12 protein-coding genes are annotated in these 14,109 nt (G+C 65.4%); 4 read left to right on the top strand and 8 right to left on the bottom strand.

The window, feature by feature from the left end; genetic code table 11:
• Positions 1-4: 4 nt before the first annotated feature.
• From AAIO73_RS06020 to AAIO73_RS06010, 3 genes are read right to left on the bottom strand one after another with little or no spacing between them, the layout of a single operon-like run.
• Positions 5-397 carry a response regulator gene (locus tag AAIO73_RS06020; protein WP_345876826.1) on the bottom strand — a complete coding sequence of 131 codons (393 nt, stop codon included), beginning with the start codon at positions 395-397 and terminating at the stop codon, positions 5-7.
• Positions 390-3,824 carry a CheR family methyltransferase gene (locus tag AAIO73_RS06015; RefSeq protein WP_345876825.1) on the bottom strand — a complete coding sequence of 1,145 codons (3,435 nt, stop codon included), beginning with the start codon at positions 3,822-3,824 and terminating at the stop codon, positions 390-392. The genes AAIO73_RS06020 and AAIO73_RS06015 overlap by 8 nt, the downstream gene beginning before the upstream one ends.
• Position 3,825: 1 nt before the next feature.
• Entirely contained in the window at positions 3,826-4,383 is a 558-nt protein-coding gene (locus AAIO73_RS06010) for a PAS domain-containing protein (protein WP_345876824.1), read from the bottom strand.
• Positions 4,384-4,609: 226 nt separating this feature from the next.
• On the opposite strand from AAIO73_RS06010, the gene AAIO73_RS06005 reads away from it, so the two are divergent.
• Entirely contained in the window at positions 4,610-7,183 is a 2,574-nt protein-coding gene (locus tag AAIO73_RS06005; protein ID WP_526023765.1) for an ATP-binding protein, read from the top strand.
• 120 nt (positions 7,184-7,303) lie between these two features.
• Positions 7,304-7,828, top strand: a complete 525-nt coding sequence (locus AAIO73_RS06000) for a ferritin-like domain-containing protein (RefSeq protein ID WP_345876822.1) — start codon at positions 7,304-7,306, stop codon at positions 7,826-7,828.
• On the opposite strand, the gene AAIO73_RS05995 is transcribed toward AAIO73_RS06000, so the two are convergent.
• On the bottom strand, positions 7,811-8,248 hold the full coding sequence (locus AAIO73_RS05995; protein WP_345876821.1) for a YbaN family protein: 438 nt from the start codon (positions 8,246-8,248) through the stop codon (positions 7,811-7,813). The genes AAIO73_RS06000 and AAIO73_RS05995 overlap by 18 nt on opposite strands.
• Before the next feature lie 377 nt (positions 8,249-8,625).
• On the opposite strand from AAIO73_RS05995, the gene AAIO73_RS05990 reads away from it, so the two are divergent.
• A complete protein-coding gene (locus tag AAIO73_RS05990) occupies positions 8,626-9,204 on the top strand; it encodes a cell wall hydrolase (protein ID WP_345876820.1) in 579 nt (192 codons plus the stop codon).
• A 79-nt stretch (positions 9,205-9,283) separates the two neighbouring features.
• Here the strand turns inward: AAIO73_RS05990 and AAIO73_RS05985 are convergent, their stop codons facing one another.
• From AAIO73_RS05985 to AAIO73_RS05970, 4 genes are read right to left on the bottom strand one after another with little or no spacing between them, the layout of a single operon-like run.
• Positions 9,284-9,631 (bottom strand): hypothetical protein, encoded by a 348-nt coding sequence (locus AAIO73_RS05985; protein ID WP_345876819.1) that lies wholly within the window; start codon positions 9,629-9,631, stop codon positions 9,284-9,286.
• Positions 9,632-9,644: 13 nt separating this feature from the next.
• Positions 9,645-11,048: an MBOAT family O-acyltransferase gene (locus AAIO73_RS05980; protein ID WP_345876818.1), complete on the bottom strand. Its 1,404-nt coding sequence runs from the start codon at positions 11,046-11,048 to the stop codon at positions 9,645-9,647.
• Complete coding sequence (locus AAIO73_RS05975) at positions 11,049-12,293, bottom strand: GDSL-type esterase/lipase family protein (protein WP_345876817.1); 1,245 nt, start codon at positions 12,291-12,293, stop codon at positions 11,049-11,051. It abuts the gene before it with no gap.
• Positions 12,293-13,204 (bottom strand): SGNH/GDSL hydrolase family protein, encoded by a 912-nt coding sequence (locus AAIO73_RS05970; RefSeq protein ID WP_345876816.1) that lies wholly within the window; start codon positions 13,202-13,204, stop codon positions 12,293-12,295. Before AAIO73_RS05970 ends, AAIO73_RS05975 begins: the two co-directional genes overlap by 1 nt.
• 530 nt (positions 13,205-13,734) lie before the next feature.
• Here AAIO73_RS05970 and AAIO73_RS05965 point away from each other — a divergent pair.
• The gene (locus AAIO73_RS05965) at positions 13,735-14,109 is read left to right on the top strand and encodes a TadE/TadG family type IV pilus assembly protein (protein ID WP_345876815.1); all 375 of its coding nucleotides are present in this window, start codon (positions 13,735-13,737) and stop codon (positions 14,107-14,109) included.

The raw sequence follows: 14,109 nt of genomic DNA, 5'->3' as shown, positions 1-14,109 counted from the left end.
ACGCTCAGCCGGTGGCGGAACGTAGAGAAGGATCGGCGTCGCGCATCGCCGCACGGCGGATCGCCGCTGCCAACGTATCGGGCGCACTCGGCTTGGGACATACCATCGCCTGCGGATAGCGCCGCCTCAGATCGGCATCGTCGGCATGGCCCGAATGGAAGATCAATGGCACGCCCGCGACGTGCAGCCGGTCGGCCGCTTCAAAGACATTGCCGTCGGCCAGCCGGACGTCGAGTACCGCCGCAGCGAAGGCAGCGTTGTAACGATCGACCGCCTCCTGCGCCTCGACGAGCGTCATGCACGGGCCCTCTACCGAGAAACCCGCCGCATCGATCGTGGCCTGTACGTCCAGCGCGATGAACAGCTCGTCCTCGACGAGCAGGACCGGATCAGTCACGCAGCAGTACGGCGGTCGGCAGCCGTATCTCGAGGCGGAAGACCCCGTCGTCGACCACATTGTGCATCGTGCCGCGCAATTGCCGCACGCTGGTTTCGACCAGCACCGAACCGAAACCACGCTTGCCGGATGCCGACTGCTGCGTCCCGTCCGCTTCCTCGATCCATGTCAGTTCAATTCCCCCGTCCCCGGCCTGCCACCGGACGCGCAACCCACGCTTTCCGTTACTGCCCAACGCCCCGTATTTCACGGAATTGGTCGCCCATTCGTGAAGAACGAGCGCCAACGGCGACAGACAGTTCCGATTCAATGCAACGACCGGACCGTCGATTTCGATCCGTGCGTGATCGCGATACGGCGCAAGGGTAGTTTCGACGATATCGTCCAGCCCGACCGCCTGCGGCTGTCCGGCCGGCGAAGCGAGCGAATGCGCTGCCCCGAGTGCGGCGATGCGGCGACGGATATCGTCGGCAAAGCCCGGCACGTCGCCATGACTGCGCGAGGCGATAGTGATCATGCCGGCAATCACCGCAAACAGGTTCTTCACCCGGTGGTTCATCTCGCGCAGCATCAATTCGCGCGTCTCGGCGACGGCATATTCGGGCGTCACGTCGATCGACACCCCGACCAGCCGTTTGGGCGTGCTGCCCGCGACGATCCGCCCGAAGCCCTTGATCCAGCGGGTCTGCCCGTCGGGCGCATGGACGCGGAAGGTCGCCTCGAAATCGCCGCTGCGTTCGACCGCGCGGCGGAGTGCCGCCTCGACATTCGTGCGGTCCGCCGCGAGGATCCGATCGAGCAGTGCGGCGATATCATCGCCGTCATGCGCGTTCAGCGAGAAGAGTTCGCGTTCGACCGGGTCGAGGACCAGTTCGCCGGTTTCGGGCGCATATTCCCATACGCCGATGCCCGCCGCCTTGATGGCGATGTCGAGCCGCTCGCGCTTGGCAGCGAGTTGCCGTTCGAGCGCCAGCGCGTCGGTGATGTCGGTCAGCACCAGCGTGGCGCCATCAACGTCGCCGCTCTGTTTGCGATAGGGCAAGGCGCGCATCGAAAAGATGCGCTGGCCATCGAGCGTGCGGACGCGCCGCTGCCGGGGGGCGGCGCCGCCCACAACTGCACGGGCATCTTCGAGGTGGTCGGCGCCTTGCAACCGGCTGGCGACGTCGGTTAGCGGGCGGCCGCGATCGGCGGGTTTCAGCGGAAAGATCGTCGTTGCCGCATCTGTGTAGCTGCGGACCTTCATGTCGGCATCGAGGACGACGACGGCCAGTTCGGTCGATTCGTAGAAATTGCGCAGGTCGGAATTGGCGACGGTCAGCTGGTCGACCTTGCTCTTCAATTCGTCGTTGACGGTCGACAGCTCCTCGTTGGTCGATTGAAGCTCCTCATTCATCGACATCATTTCTTCGTTGGAGCTTTTCAACTCCTCGTTCGCGGTCTCCAGTTCCTCGATCGCCGAGCGCAGGCGGTGGCGGGTCAGGCGCAGATCGTCCTCAAGCGCCTCCATATGGTCGTGTCCGGCCTCGAGATCGCGCATCTCGTCGTCATCGGCGGGACGAAACGGGCCGGTTTCGCGGAACACGAACAACAATGTGCCGTCACCCAGCGGGTCGCAGATCACCTCGATGGGCTGGTTGCCGTAATCGGTCTGGACGGTCACGTCGCGCGCGATGGTCCGCCGCCGTTCGTCGCGCGCCTGCCGCAGAAGGGGGCCGATTACGGTGCGAAGGCCGGGGCGCGCGAGGTTGACCGCGCTGCTGCCGCCTGTCCGCGTCACCGGAAACTCAAAATAGCGGCTGAGCTTGCCATAGGCCGAGACGATGCCGCCGTCCTGATCGACGATCAGACTGGGCGGTGCATAGCGTTCGACCATCCGCCGGATGGCTATCCCCTCCCCGGCCAACGACCGGCTGTCGGCGCGTTCGCCGCGCTCGCGCCGGACGACCGGCGGATGGGTATTGGCCGGCAGATCGATCGGATAGCTGGTCGCTCCTGCCGTCCGGACGAACAGCCGCGCCGGTTGATCGACCGGCTGGAACAGATGTTCGAACCGACCGACGCTTTCCGATGGCCCGAGGAACAGATAGCCGCCTTCGCGCAATGCGAAGTGGAACAGCGGCACGACCGACTGCTGCAGCCGGTCGTCGAAATAAATCAGCAAGTTGCGGCACGACACCAGGTCAATGCGCGAAAAGGGCGGATCCTTGACCAAGCTGTGGCTGGAAAAGCGGATCATGTCGCGGATCGTCGAAGCCATCGAGAACCGGTCGGTATGCGGAACCGTATAGCGTTCGCGCAGCGCCGGTGGCAGGTCGACCAGTGCCGAGGTCGGATAGCTGCCCTCGCGTGCGATGGCGAGCATCTGTTCGTCGATATCGGTCGCGAAAATCTGGACCGCCGGCGGCTGGCCGGTCTTGCGTGCCGCCTCGGCGAACAGCATCGCGATGGTGTACGCCTCTTCGCCGCTCGAGCATCCCGGCACCCAGACGCGCAGGTCTTCATCGGGCGGTCGCTGCGCCATCAGCGGTTCGATGACGCGGACGCGCAACTGCTCGAACGCTTCGGGATCGCGGAAGAAACGCGTGACGTTGATGAGCAGGTCGCGGAACAGCGCCTCGCATTCGCCCGCATCGCTGCGCACTCGCGACAGATAGGCGCGGCCGGTATCAATGCCGAGGACATGCATGCGCCGTTCGACCCGGCGGACGAAGGTCGATCGCTTATACCCGGAAAAATCGTGGCCGATCGTCGATCGCAGCACGCGGCACAGTTCGTCGACATGGTCGGCGACGACATCCGCCTCATGCTCGTCCGGATCGCTGCGGCGCCGTTCGAAGAAGCGTTGCAGGCATTCGAGGATTTCGCCCGGCGGCCGGACGAAATCGGTCATGCCGGTCCCGACCGCCGACAGCGGCATCCCGTCATAGCGTGCGCTTTCGGGCTGTTGCGCGACGCAGACCCCGCCATTCTCCTTGATCGCGCGCAGCCCGGTCGTGCCATCGGCGCCGGTGCCCGACAGGATGACGCAAGCGGCATTCGATTGCTGGTCGCTGGCCAGCGACAGGAAAAAATCGTCGATCGGCCGGCGCAGCCCGCGCGGCTGCTGGAACTCCGTCAGCTCCAATACGCCGTCGCGCACCGCCAGCCCACGCCCGGGCGGAATGATATAGACGGTGTCCGCTTCGATCCGCTCGCCACCAGCACTTTGCAGCACCTGCAATGCCGTGTTGCGATCGAGCAGCTGCGCCAGCATGCTTTCGTGATTTGGATCGAGATGCTGGACCACCACGAAGGCGAGGCCGGTCGGCAAGGTCGCCGGGGCCAGCATCTCGCGCAGCGCTTCCAGCCCGCCGGCCGAAGCGCCGATACCGACGATCGGCACCGCTGCCGTCTGCGGCGCCGCATTGCTGCGCGACGTCGTCACATCATGCACCGGGTGCGGACTCCAGATCGGACAGCATCATCTTGGCCTGTGCCACGATCGCGGCGCTGTTGGCGATGGTCAGCAGCGTACCTTCAACGACGATCCCGGCCTCGCCCGCGATCGGCACCAACTTGCCGAGCGTCGCGCGAAGCTGTTCGTCATATTCGGCCAGCATCTCGGGCTGGGACCGGCTGACGTCGAATTGCGATGCGAAGATGAAATCCGCTCGCCCCTCGATCGATCGCAGCCGGGACATATAGAGCAGATTGACGAACGGTGTCCCGTCCTTGCGGAAATTGACGATCGGGGTCCTGACGTTGGTCTGATCGGGTTGGGCGAGGAACTCGCGCAGCTTGGCACGCGGCTGCATGTTCGGCGCTTCGCGCTGTAACAGGCGACAATTGCGGCCGACCACGTCCTCGGCGGTATAGCCGGTCAGCGCGGAAAACGGGGCGTTGACCATCAGCAGATGATTGTCGCCATGGGCCGACGCGAGTGCCAACGCGACGCGCGACTGTCGTAGATAGTCGACGAGCGACCCTGGCAGTTCCTGTTGCACGCGCGCTCCTTTTTCCGAATCAGCGGATTACGCGCAAATCCCCTACGATAACAACCCGCGTGGCCCTGCCGGAGGCGACGACTTTGCGGATTGCGGCGCACTACACGTCCAACCTTTGGATGAGGATATGATCCGGATCATATTCGAGGTAGGAGCATTATGCTCTCGGCGGGTCGTGTGACGCATTACACGGACCGCGCCCTAGCCCAGGACCTCGATCTTCCCAATGTCGGATATCCCCGTTTCTCCGGCGCAAGCCCCGCATACCACGCCGGGGTATCTTGCCGGTGGCGGCGAGTGCGCCAAATTGATCGCGCGGCACGATTGGACGCAAACACCGCTCGGACCCATCGACGATTGGCCCCAATGCCTGCGGACGACGCTCGCCATGACGCTTCGCTCGCCGGTACCGATCGTGCTGCTATGGGGCGCAGAGGGCGTCATGCTCTACAACGACGCCTATTTGGTGTTTGCCGATGCGCGACACCCGCACCTGCTCGGATCGAACGTCCGCGAGGGATGGCCCGAGGTCGCCGCGTTCAACGATCACGTGATGCAGGTGGTACTGGCCGGCGGGACGCTCCGGTACCGCGACCAGGAACTGACGTTGGCGCGCAGCGGGCGACCCGAACAGGTGTGGATGGATCTCGACTATTCGCCGGTGCTCGACGAACACGGGGTACCGGCGGGCGTAATCTGCATCCTTGCCGATACGACCGAACGGTTCGCGAGCGTGCGCCACAGCCAGTTCCTGCTGTCGCTGTCCGACGCGCTGCGACCGCTCTCGACACGGGCGGAGATCACCACCGTCGCATCCGAACGCATCGCCGAATGGCTGGGCGCGTCGCGAGTCTTCTACGCCGAGATCAGCAACGAAGGCATGATGGTCGTCGAACGCGACCATTGTCGCGAAGTCCCTTCCATCGCCGGCGTCCACTCCCTCGCCGCCTTCGGTCCCGGCCTGCTCACGGCCTATCGCAGCGGTCAACCGCTGGTTTGCTGCGACATTCCCAACAACATGGACCTGAACGACGAAACCCGGGCCGGGCTGACCGAACGCTGTGTCGCGGCGTTCGTCGACGTCCTGCTGTTCGATGAAACGGACAGGGTCGGGGTACTTGCCGTGCAGTCGGCAACACCGCGGACATGGACGCAGGCCGAGGAAAACCTGATCCGCGAAGTCGGCGAACGCGTAAAGAGCGCGGTCGAACGCGCCCGCGCCGAAGAGGGTCTGCGCCGGCTGAACGAAACGCTGGAGGAGCAGGTTGCGATCCGGTCCGCGGAGCGCGACCGGTTGTGGAACCTGTCGCAGGATATGCTGGCGCGCGCCGATTATGCCGGCATGATGTCGGCGGTCAGCCCGGCCTGGACGAAGATCTTGGGCTGGAGCGAAGCCGAGCTGCTGTCGCGCGGCTATGCCAGCTTCATGCACCCCGACGACGAGCCGCAGACGCTGGCGGCGATCGCCGGCATGGCGCAGACCCGCCAGCCGTGCCGGTTCGAAAATCGCATCGCCACCCGCGACGGCGACTGGAAACATATCGAATGGACCGTCGCGCCCGAATCGGACGGAATGAATTTCGTCGCGGTCGGTCGCGACCTGACCGACGCCAAGGCGCGCGAAGCCGATCTGGAAGTCGCGCGCGATGCGCTGCGACAGAGCCAGAAGATGGAGGCGATGGGCAGCCTGACCGGCGGCGTCGCGCATGATTTCAACAACCTGCTGACTCCGATCATCGGTTCTCTCGACATGCTGGTGCGCAAGGGCGTCGGCACCGAGCGCGAACAGCGGCTGATCGGCGGCGCGCTGCAATCGGCCGAGCGGGCGAAGACGCTGGTGCAGCGCCTGCTGGCCTTCGCCCGGCGGCAACCGCTGCAACCGACCGCCGTCGACGTCGCGCGGGTGATCGACAGCATGACCGGGCTGATCGGGTCGACGCTGGGCCCGACGATCGCGATGCGCGTCGATTTTGCCGACCTGCCCCCGGCACGCGCCGATCTAAACCAGCTCGAAATGGCGCTGCTGAACCTTGCGGTGAATGCGCGCGACGCGATGCCCGAAGGCGGCACCCTGACGATCACCGCACGGCAGGAAAGCGTGCTGTCGACTCATATCGCCGGCATTCCGCCGGGCGATTACGTCCGGCTGAGCGTCGGCGACAGCGGCTTTGGTATGGACGAGGAAACCCGCCGCCGCGCGATCGAGCCGTTTTTCTCTACCAAGGGCGTGGGCAAGGGGACGGGACTTGGCCTGTCGATGGTCCATGGGTTGACCGCGCAGCTCGGCGGCGGCCTGACGATCGACAGCACCCCCGGTCACGGTACGGTGGTCAGTCTGTGGCTGCCGGTCAGCCCGCTGACGATCTGCGACGCCGAACCCCTGCCCGACACGCTGGCGATGCCGGGGCGGATCGGCACCGTGCTGTTGATCGACGATGAGGAACTGGTCCGCATGAGCACTGCGCACATGCTGACCGATCTGCAGTATCGCGTGGTCGAGGCGGTATCGGCCGAGGACGCGCTGCGCATGATTCGTGAGGGACTGACCCCCGATATCGTCGTCACCGACCATCTGATGCCCGGCATCAGCGGCGCGCAACTGGCGCGGATGCTCAAGTCGAGCCATCCGACGCTGCCGGTACTGATCGTATCCGGCTATGCCGAAGAAGCAGGGATCGATTCCGATGTCCCGCGTCTGACCAAACCGTTCCGCAACGATGAGTTGCAGGCAAGCCTGTCGGCCCTTTCCGCGACTAGCGCTCAGACGCCAGACTTAATCCAAATCATTGAAATAAGCTGATTTAACCGGGACCAATCAGTCGCTTATCGGTTGGTGGAGGGACGGTCCGACGAGAACATCCGGCCGGACCGCAGCGTGCGGTGCGCACCACGCGCGCCCCCGACCAAGGAGCAAAGCGACATGACAATCCAGCAGGACATCCTCCGCGAACTATTCGTCACCGGGCTGACCAACGCGCATGCGGTCGAAAAACAGGCGCTGTCTATCCTGACACCGCAGGTCGAGCGGATCGTGAACTACCCCGAGGTCGCCGATCGGTTGCGCCTGCACATCGACGAGACCAACGACCAGATCGCCCGCCTCGACGAAATGCTCGCCGGCTTCGACACCAGCGGTTCGACGCTCAAGGATCTCGGCCTGAGTCTGTCGGGCGGTATGGCGGCACTGGGCCATAGCGTTGCGGGCGACGAGATCGTCAAGAACAGCTTCGCCAACTATGCTTTCGAACATTTCGAGATCGCGGCCTATAAATCGCTGCTGACCATGGCCGAAGACGGCGGCTTCGCCTCTGCCACGCCATTGCTGCAACAGTCGCTGAGCGAGGAACAGGCGATGGCGCAGTGGATCGATGAATCGCTGCCGGTGGTCACCCGCCGCTATGCCATGCTGTACGCCGAACAGGGTTCGTCAGGCGCGAAGGTCTGATCCGCCGCGGTCGGATGGTAGCGGCCGGGTAAGGATATAGGCGGCACATGCCGTCATCAGCGCCGCAACCAGCGTGGCGAGCCCGATGCCCGGCCGGGCGCCGACGACAAACAGCAAATATCCGAAGGCGATGCCGCCGCAAGCCATCGCCTTCGCCCGGCGACCGATCGCGCCGTCGCGGCGCCACGCGACGAGGGTCGGGCCGAACTGCGGATGGTGGAGCAGCCAGCGCTCCAGCCGTGGCGAACCGCGGGCGAAACAGGCAGCGGCGAGAATGATGAAGATCGTCGTCGGCATCACCGGCAACAACGCGCCGATCACCCCCAGCCCGACGAACAGCCCCCCGAGCACGATCCAGCCTGCGCGCACCAACCGCATCCGGCGCAATAGCGGTCGTTGGGGAACGGGTGGCAACATCATCGACACCCTAACGCCTGCGGGACGTTCTCGATACCAGCGAAGCTGAACGGAAGATGGACTCGACGGTCCGTAACAACGATTCGCGTCAGTCCGGCGACAGCGATCATGGTTTAAATCGATTAACACCTTCCCGAATTGTCGTTTCGTGCGTGGATTGATCGGATGTGCCGAACGGTTCGTCGCCGATGAACGGCGCCCGCGTTGACAGTTTGCCGCGCCGAAGCGATGAGCCGGGCCGAGTTCAGCCGGTCCGGCATTCCGCATGTGCAAGCAGCGGATAGCGGACGGCGAGACGTGGGGGATCCCGACGGCCGCTCTATTTGTCCGCGTTTCTGCGGCCGATGGCGGGCACCCTCGCGCAATAGCAGTGAGTGGGAATGAATAAGCGCTGGTCCGTATTGGTTTTGTGGAGCCTGACCGCAGTGAGCGGCGTCGCGAGCGCCCATGTCGCGATGAGCACGGATTCCGAACCACAGATTGCTCCGCAATCGACGCCAGCACAGAGTTCCCCCGCCCCCGTTACCTTCGCCGCCCCCGCCCCGGTGGTGCAGGCCCTTCCCGAGGCCGAACCGGCCCTATCCGACAACGACACCGCCAGCCTCGACAAGCGCGAAGTCGAATGCGTCGCCAAGGTCGTGGTGCATGAAGCCGGCAACCAGCCGCATCGTGGTCAGGTCGCCGTCGCGCAGGTCATCCGCACCCGCATGAACAGCGGCCGCTTCGCCGACAGCGCCTGCGGCGTGGTCAAGCAGCGCGGTCAGTTCTTCAACGTCGATGCTTACAACCCGCCCCGCAACAATGGCCGCTGGGACACCGCCGTCGACATCGCCAAGCGCACGCTGAGCGGCAAGGGCGAGGACGTGGCCCCGGGCGCGTTGTTCTTCCATTCGGCCGGTGCTTCAATGCCGAAGCGCACCCGCGTCACCCAGATCGCCGACCACACTTTCTATCGCTGAACCGCCGCCAAGCAGGTTCGCGTTCCGCAACGCCCGCGCTGAGCAACGCTCGCGCGGGCGTTGCCGTTTGGGGCGGCGCCTATCGCGTGCTGCCATCCTCACCCGGCTGTTCGGTACCGAACCGTGCCGCCTGCGCCGCTTCCCAGCGCTTGCGGACCTCCGCACGCGGTGCATCGAACCCCAGCCTGGTCGTCAGCGCCACCCACGACGCGATCGACGCGCGCAGCGGTTCGGTGACCGGTGACGGCGGCAGTTCGTCGAACCATGCGCCAATCGCGTGCGCGTTAAAGACGCTTAAGAACAGCGTCGCCATGGCGATCGTGCCGGTCATCCAGCGCCATGGCCGCACGGTGTCGACCCGATCGGCCGGCACCAGCACCGGCGATCCGACCTCGGCGATCTCTCCCTGTTCGGCACCGGTGGTCATGCTGCGCTTTCCATCAGAACTGGTAATAGATGAACGGCGCGACCCCATCGGGTCGCATCGCATCGACGATCAGGATCGACACACCCAGCGCCAGCCCGACGATCGGCGCGGCCTGCGTACGCACGCGCGTCGCGATGGCGGGCAGGATGCCGACGGGAACGGCGTGGATCGCCAGCCCTAGCGCGACCAGTCCCAGCGACAGCGGCGTCACCAGCGTGTTGCGCCAGTCACCGGCGAACAACTGGCCGAGATAGGCGAATGCTTCCCCCTCCCCCTGTGCCCGGAAGAAGATCCAGCCGAGGACCACGATGTGGAAGGTGATGAGGATGCCCAACCAGCGCGGGGCCGCTCGCCAGCCGGCAGGGCGGTGGCGCGACCAGAAACGCTCGATTGCCAGCCAGCCGCCGTGGAGCGCGCCCCAGATCACGAAGCTCCAGCTCGCGCCATGCCACAGCCCGCCCAGCAGCATCGTCAGGAACAGGTTCAGATAGGTGCGCACCGCCCCCTTCCGGCTGCCGCCCAGCGGAATGTAAAGATAGTCGCGCAGCCAACTCGACAGACTGATATGCCAGCGCCGCCAGAAATCCTGCAGCGAGGCGGCGCGGTAAGGTTGATCGAAATTGCGCGGAAAGGTGTAGCCGAGCAACGCCGCCAACCCGATCGCCATGTCGGAATAGGCGGAGAAGTCGCAATAGATTTGCACGGCATAGCCATAGGCACCGATCAGTAGGTCAAAGCTGGAACGACTGGCCGGATCGAAGAAGGCCGGATCGACCAGCGCACCGGCCAGTTGCGATGCGATCACCGCCTTCTTGAACAGACCCCATAGGATCAGCAGCAGCGCGGCAGCAACGGTGCCGCGATCGATGCTCGGCACGCGACGGAACTGCGGCAACAGGTCGGCGCCACGCACGATCGGCCCGGCGACCAGATGCGGAAAGAACGACATCAGCAGCGTCAGGTCGAGCAGGCTGGCGGCAGGCAGGCGGCGGCGATGGACGTCGACCAGGTAGGAGATCGCCTGAAAGGTGAAGAAGGATACGCCGACCGGCAGTATGACTTGCAACAGCGGCAGGTCGCGGCCGAAGCCCAGAGGCTGCAACAGCGCCGAGAGCTGTTCGAGGAAGAAGCCGGCATATTTGAAATAGCCGAGCACGCCGAGGTTCGCGGCAACGCCGAGCGTTACCAGCGCGCGCCCGCGCCGGTCTTCGCTACGCACGATCGCCGCGGCCAGCGCCCAGTTGACGAAGGCGGACACGAACAGCAGCGCCACGAAGCGCGCGTCCCACGCCCCGTAGAAGAACCAGCTTGCAAGCAGCAGCGCGAGCTTGCGCCATTCGTTCGATCGGCCGAGCGACCAGGTGATCGCGTAGACGATCAGGAAGAACAGCCCGAAGCTGAGCGTCGGAAACAGCATTTAACGGACCGTCGATATGGGAACGGTCGGTGCCAGCAGGCTGTTCATGGCGAGGTCTAAATCCGCCTGTAGCAAGCGGGCGATCTCGGCCCCGCCACTGCTGGTGAAGTGGACATGGTCGCCGCGCATGCGCGGGGTCGCCCCTTGTGTCCAGCCATCGGCGACGCAGCGGCCGCCCATCGCCTGCGCCCAGTCCCAATAGGCGATGCCGAACGCCCTCGCCTGTCGCCGCTGAATCGCCTGTACCGATGCCAGCGCCGCCGTCGGACGCCACAGCGCGGAGGATGCGCAGGGCAGGCTGGTGCCGCTCTCGCCGATCTGGAGGCTGGGGGTACGCGTTGCGGAGTCGGGCGCGCCGAACAGCAGCATCGGCACGCCGGGGGCCAGCCCCCGCAGCCGGGTCAGATCGGCGCGCAGCGTCGCTTCGTACGCCGCCGCCGAGAAGCCGGGGCGAAAGGCTTCGTTGGTGCCGAACGCAACGACGATCAGGTCGGGGCGATAGGCGGCAAGTTCGGTTGCGACAACGCGATCGTCGGTCCGGTCGAAATGGCTGAACTGTGCGCCGACCGTGCCGAGGTTCGACAGGATCACGCCACCACCGAGGCTGCGTTCGGTGCTCCACGAGGTCAGGGTCACCGGACCGCGTACGACCGTGGCCGAGGCGATCGCCGCCTCGGCGCCGGCATCGAGCGTGCGACAGCGGCTACCGGTTTCCAGCGCGGTCAGCGGCCATTCGACCACCGCCGCGCCGATGCTCAACTGCACTGTCCCCGCCCCCGGGCCGGTCAGGGCGCAGACGGTCAGCCGATCGAAGGTCCGCCCGCCATCGGCGCTGAGCGTCACCGCCGCGCCGGGAGTGTAGCTGGTCACGCTATAGGCGCTCAGCCCCATGCGCACGCCGCCGGTCGGTTGATAGGCCGATCCGAAGATGCCGTTGACGCGCCACCCCGCCGATTGCGTCGCGGTGATATCGCGCGTCAGGTAACCGGCATAAGGCCTTCCGGGGGCGAGCGTTCCCCGCCCTGCCCGGCCGTAGCGCGCCTGCAACAGCGTCCGCCAGCTGCCGGTGATCTGGTCGCCGGCGGTATGGCTGTCGCCGATCTGCACGATGCGGACCGGCGCCGGGCTGCTGCGGGCGGCCGACAGCTTTTCGAGGAAAGGACGGATGCGATCGGCGTCGCACAGCGCGCCGTAACAGGTCGATGCCGCCGCCTGCGCCAGCGCGATCGCCATCAGCGCCGACATCAGCGCGTCCCTCCGCCCGGTGCCGCTCGCCCCGCCGCGAGACGCGCACGATCGGCGTAGCGTCTCAGATCGGCAGCCACGCCGTTGGTCAGCCGCTGATAGCCGACGCCAATCATGTGCAGCCCGTCGCCGGTCCGCAGCAACACCGGCTTGCCGGTCTTCAGGTCGGGCAGATAGGCATTATACTTGCCCTCCGCATCGAGCGTCAGCGGCCGCGAATCGACGAACGGCACGCCGAGGCGGCGCATATGGTCTTCGTAGAATGCGTCCATCGCTTGCATATCGGCATCGAGTTGCGGGTCGCGCATCACCGGCAGGCCGACCCAATAAACGACCGCGCCGGTCGAGCGGACCGCCGCTACGAACTTGTCGATGCGCTCGCCAATCACCCGTTTCCAGCCGTCGCTCATCAACGGATGGAGATGGCCGTCGGCGAACACCGCCTGATTGTCGTTGGCACCGAAGCTAATGACGACGGCATCGACCGGCTGCTGCCGCAACTGTTCGAGTGCCCGCTTCTCTAGATCGAGCGTGCGATAGCGCGTGAAACCGGTGGCTTCCTTGGCGAACTTCAGAACCTCGAACCCGTCGCTTCCCGGCAGTTGCCGATAGAGCGCGTCCCAGATGCCGTTGCCGAAGCTGTCGCCGAACACGCCCACGCGCAACACGCCGCCCCGCCGCATCCGGTCGATCACGCGCGGGTCGAGTGGACCGTCGACGGTTCGCGCGGTGGCAGGCGGCGGCGGCGCAGGCGCCACCACGTCATTGCCGGTCGAAGAGGCGCCGGGGGCGACCGGCGGTGTCGGCGAAGCGGTCGGCATAGGCATGTCGGGCAGCGCGATATGTACGCCCCCCGCAAAGGACAGCCCGACGACGAAGCCGGCGATCAGCCCGAGAACGAGGACCGCCATCCGGTCCCCGAGCCACCACAGCCTGGAATCGGTCGTGCGAGAGGCAGCAGTCACGTTCGACACTCGTTCAAATCTGGATTGGGGCGCGTTGCACCATTGGGTCGGCACGTCCGCGTAACCGCTCGCACCGGTTCGAGCAAGGCGGACCGTCGGCGCTCGAACCGGCAAATACTTCGTGCCGGCCTTTCAGGGTCCGGTCGTCGTCGGCGAAGCGATCGTCCGGACCCTGCGTAAATTCCGGTCTTTCCGGTTGCGGCGGCCCGTCGTGCGAAACAGATCACTACAACGCCGGCGGGGTAGCAATCGATTTGGACCTACCGGCAGCCACCTACCGCAACGTTCTGCGATCGTTTCACAATTTCCGTATATTATGCCCGATCCCGACAAACGCCGGGTTGATCGGTAGCGGATAGGATGCAGCGGCGGAGGGTCGCTGCATGCGTCATCGGGTAAGGATATATCGGTCGTGCGGCGGCGCGTCGCGCGCCTGTCGACATACTATAACGCGGCTCGCCAAAGATCGGCGCGGTTTGGCCGTAGTCGAACTGGCGCTGACCCTGCCAGTCCTGCTGATGTTCCTGTTCGGCATATTAAGCGGCGGCTGTTGGCTGGCGATTGCGCATGTCGTTCAGGAAAGCGCGAACGAAGGTGCGCGCGCCGCGCTGGCGGGGCTGAACGCGCCGGAACGCGCGGCGCTGGCGAGCGATGCGGCGCGAACGGCACTGGCAGGGACATACGGCATATCGCAGACCGATGTCGGAATGCAGGTCGACGACGACGGACAGCGACTGACGCTGAACGTCACCTATGACGGATCGACGAACCCGTTGATGAAGCTGCCGATCCTGCCCGCCAGCAGCACGACGATCCGCCGTCAGGCCAGCGTCGTGCTGAACGGACTGTGA

Origin of the sequence: Sphingomonas epibiotica (assembly GCF_039615155.1) — a bacterium.
Classification (GTDB): Bacteria; Pseudomonadota; Alphaproteobacteria; order Sphingomonadales; family Sphingomonadaceae; genus Sphingomonas.
Note: the sequence above shows the minus strand (reverse complement) of the source record. Positions and strands in the feature narration are given on the sequence as shown.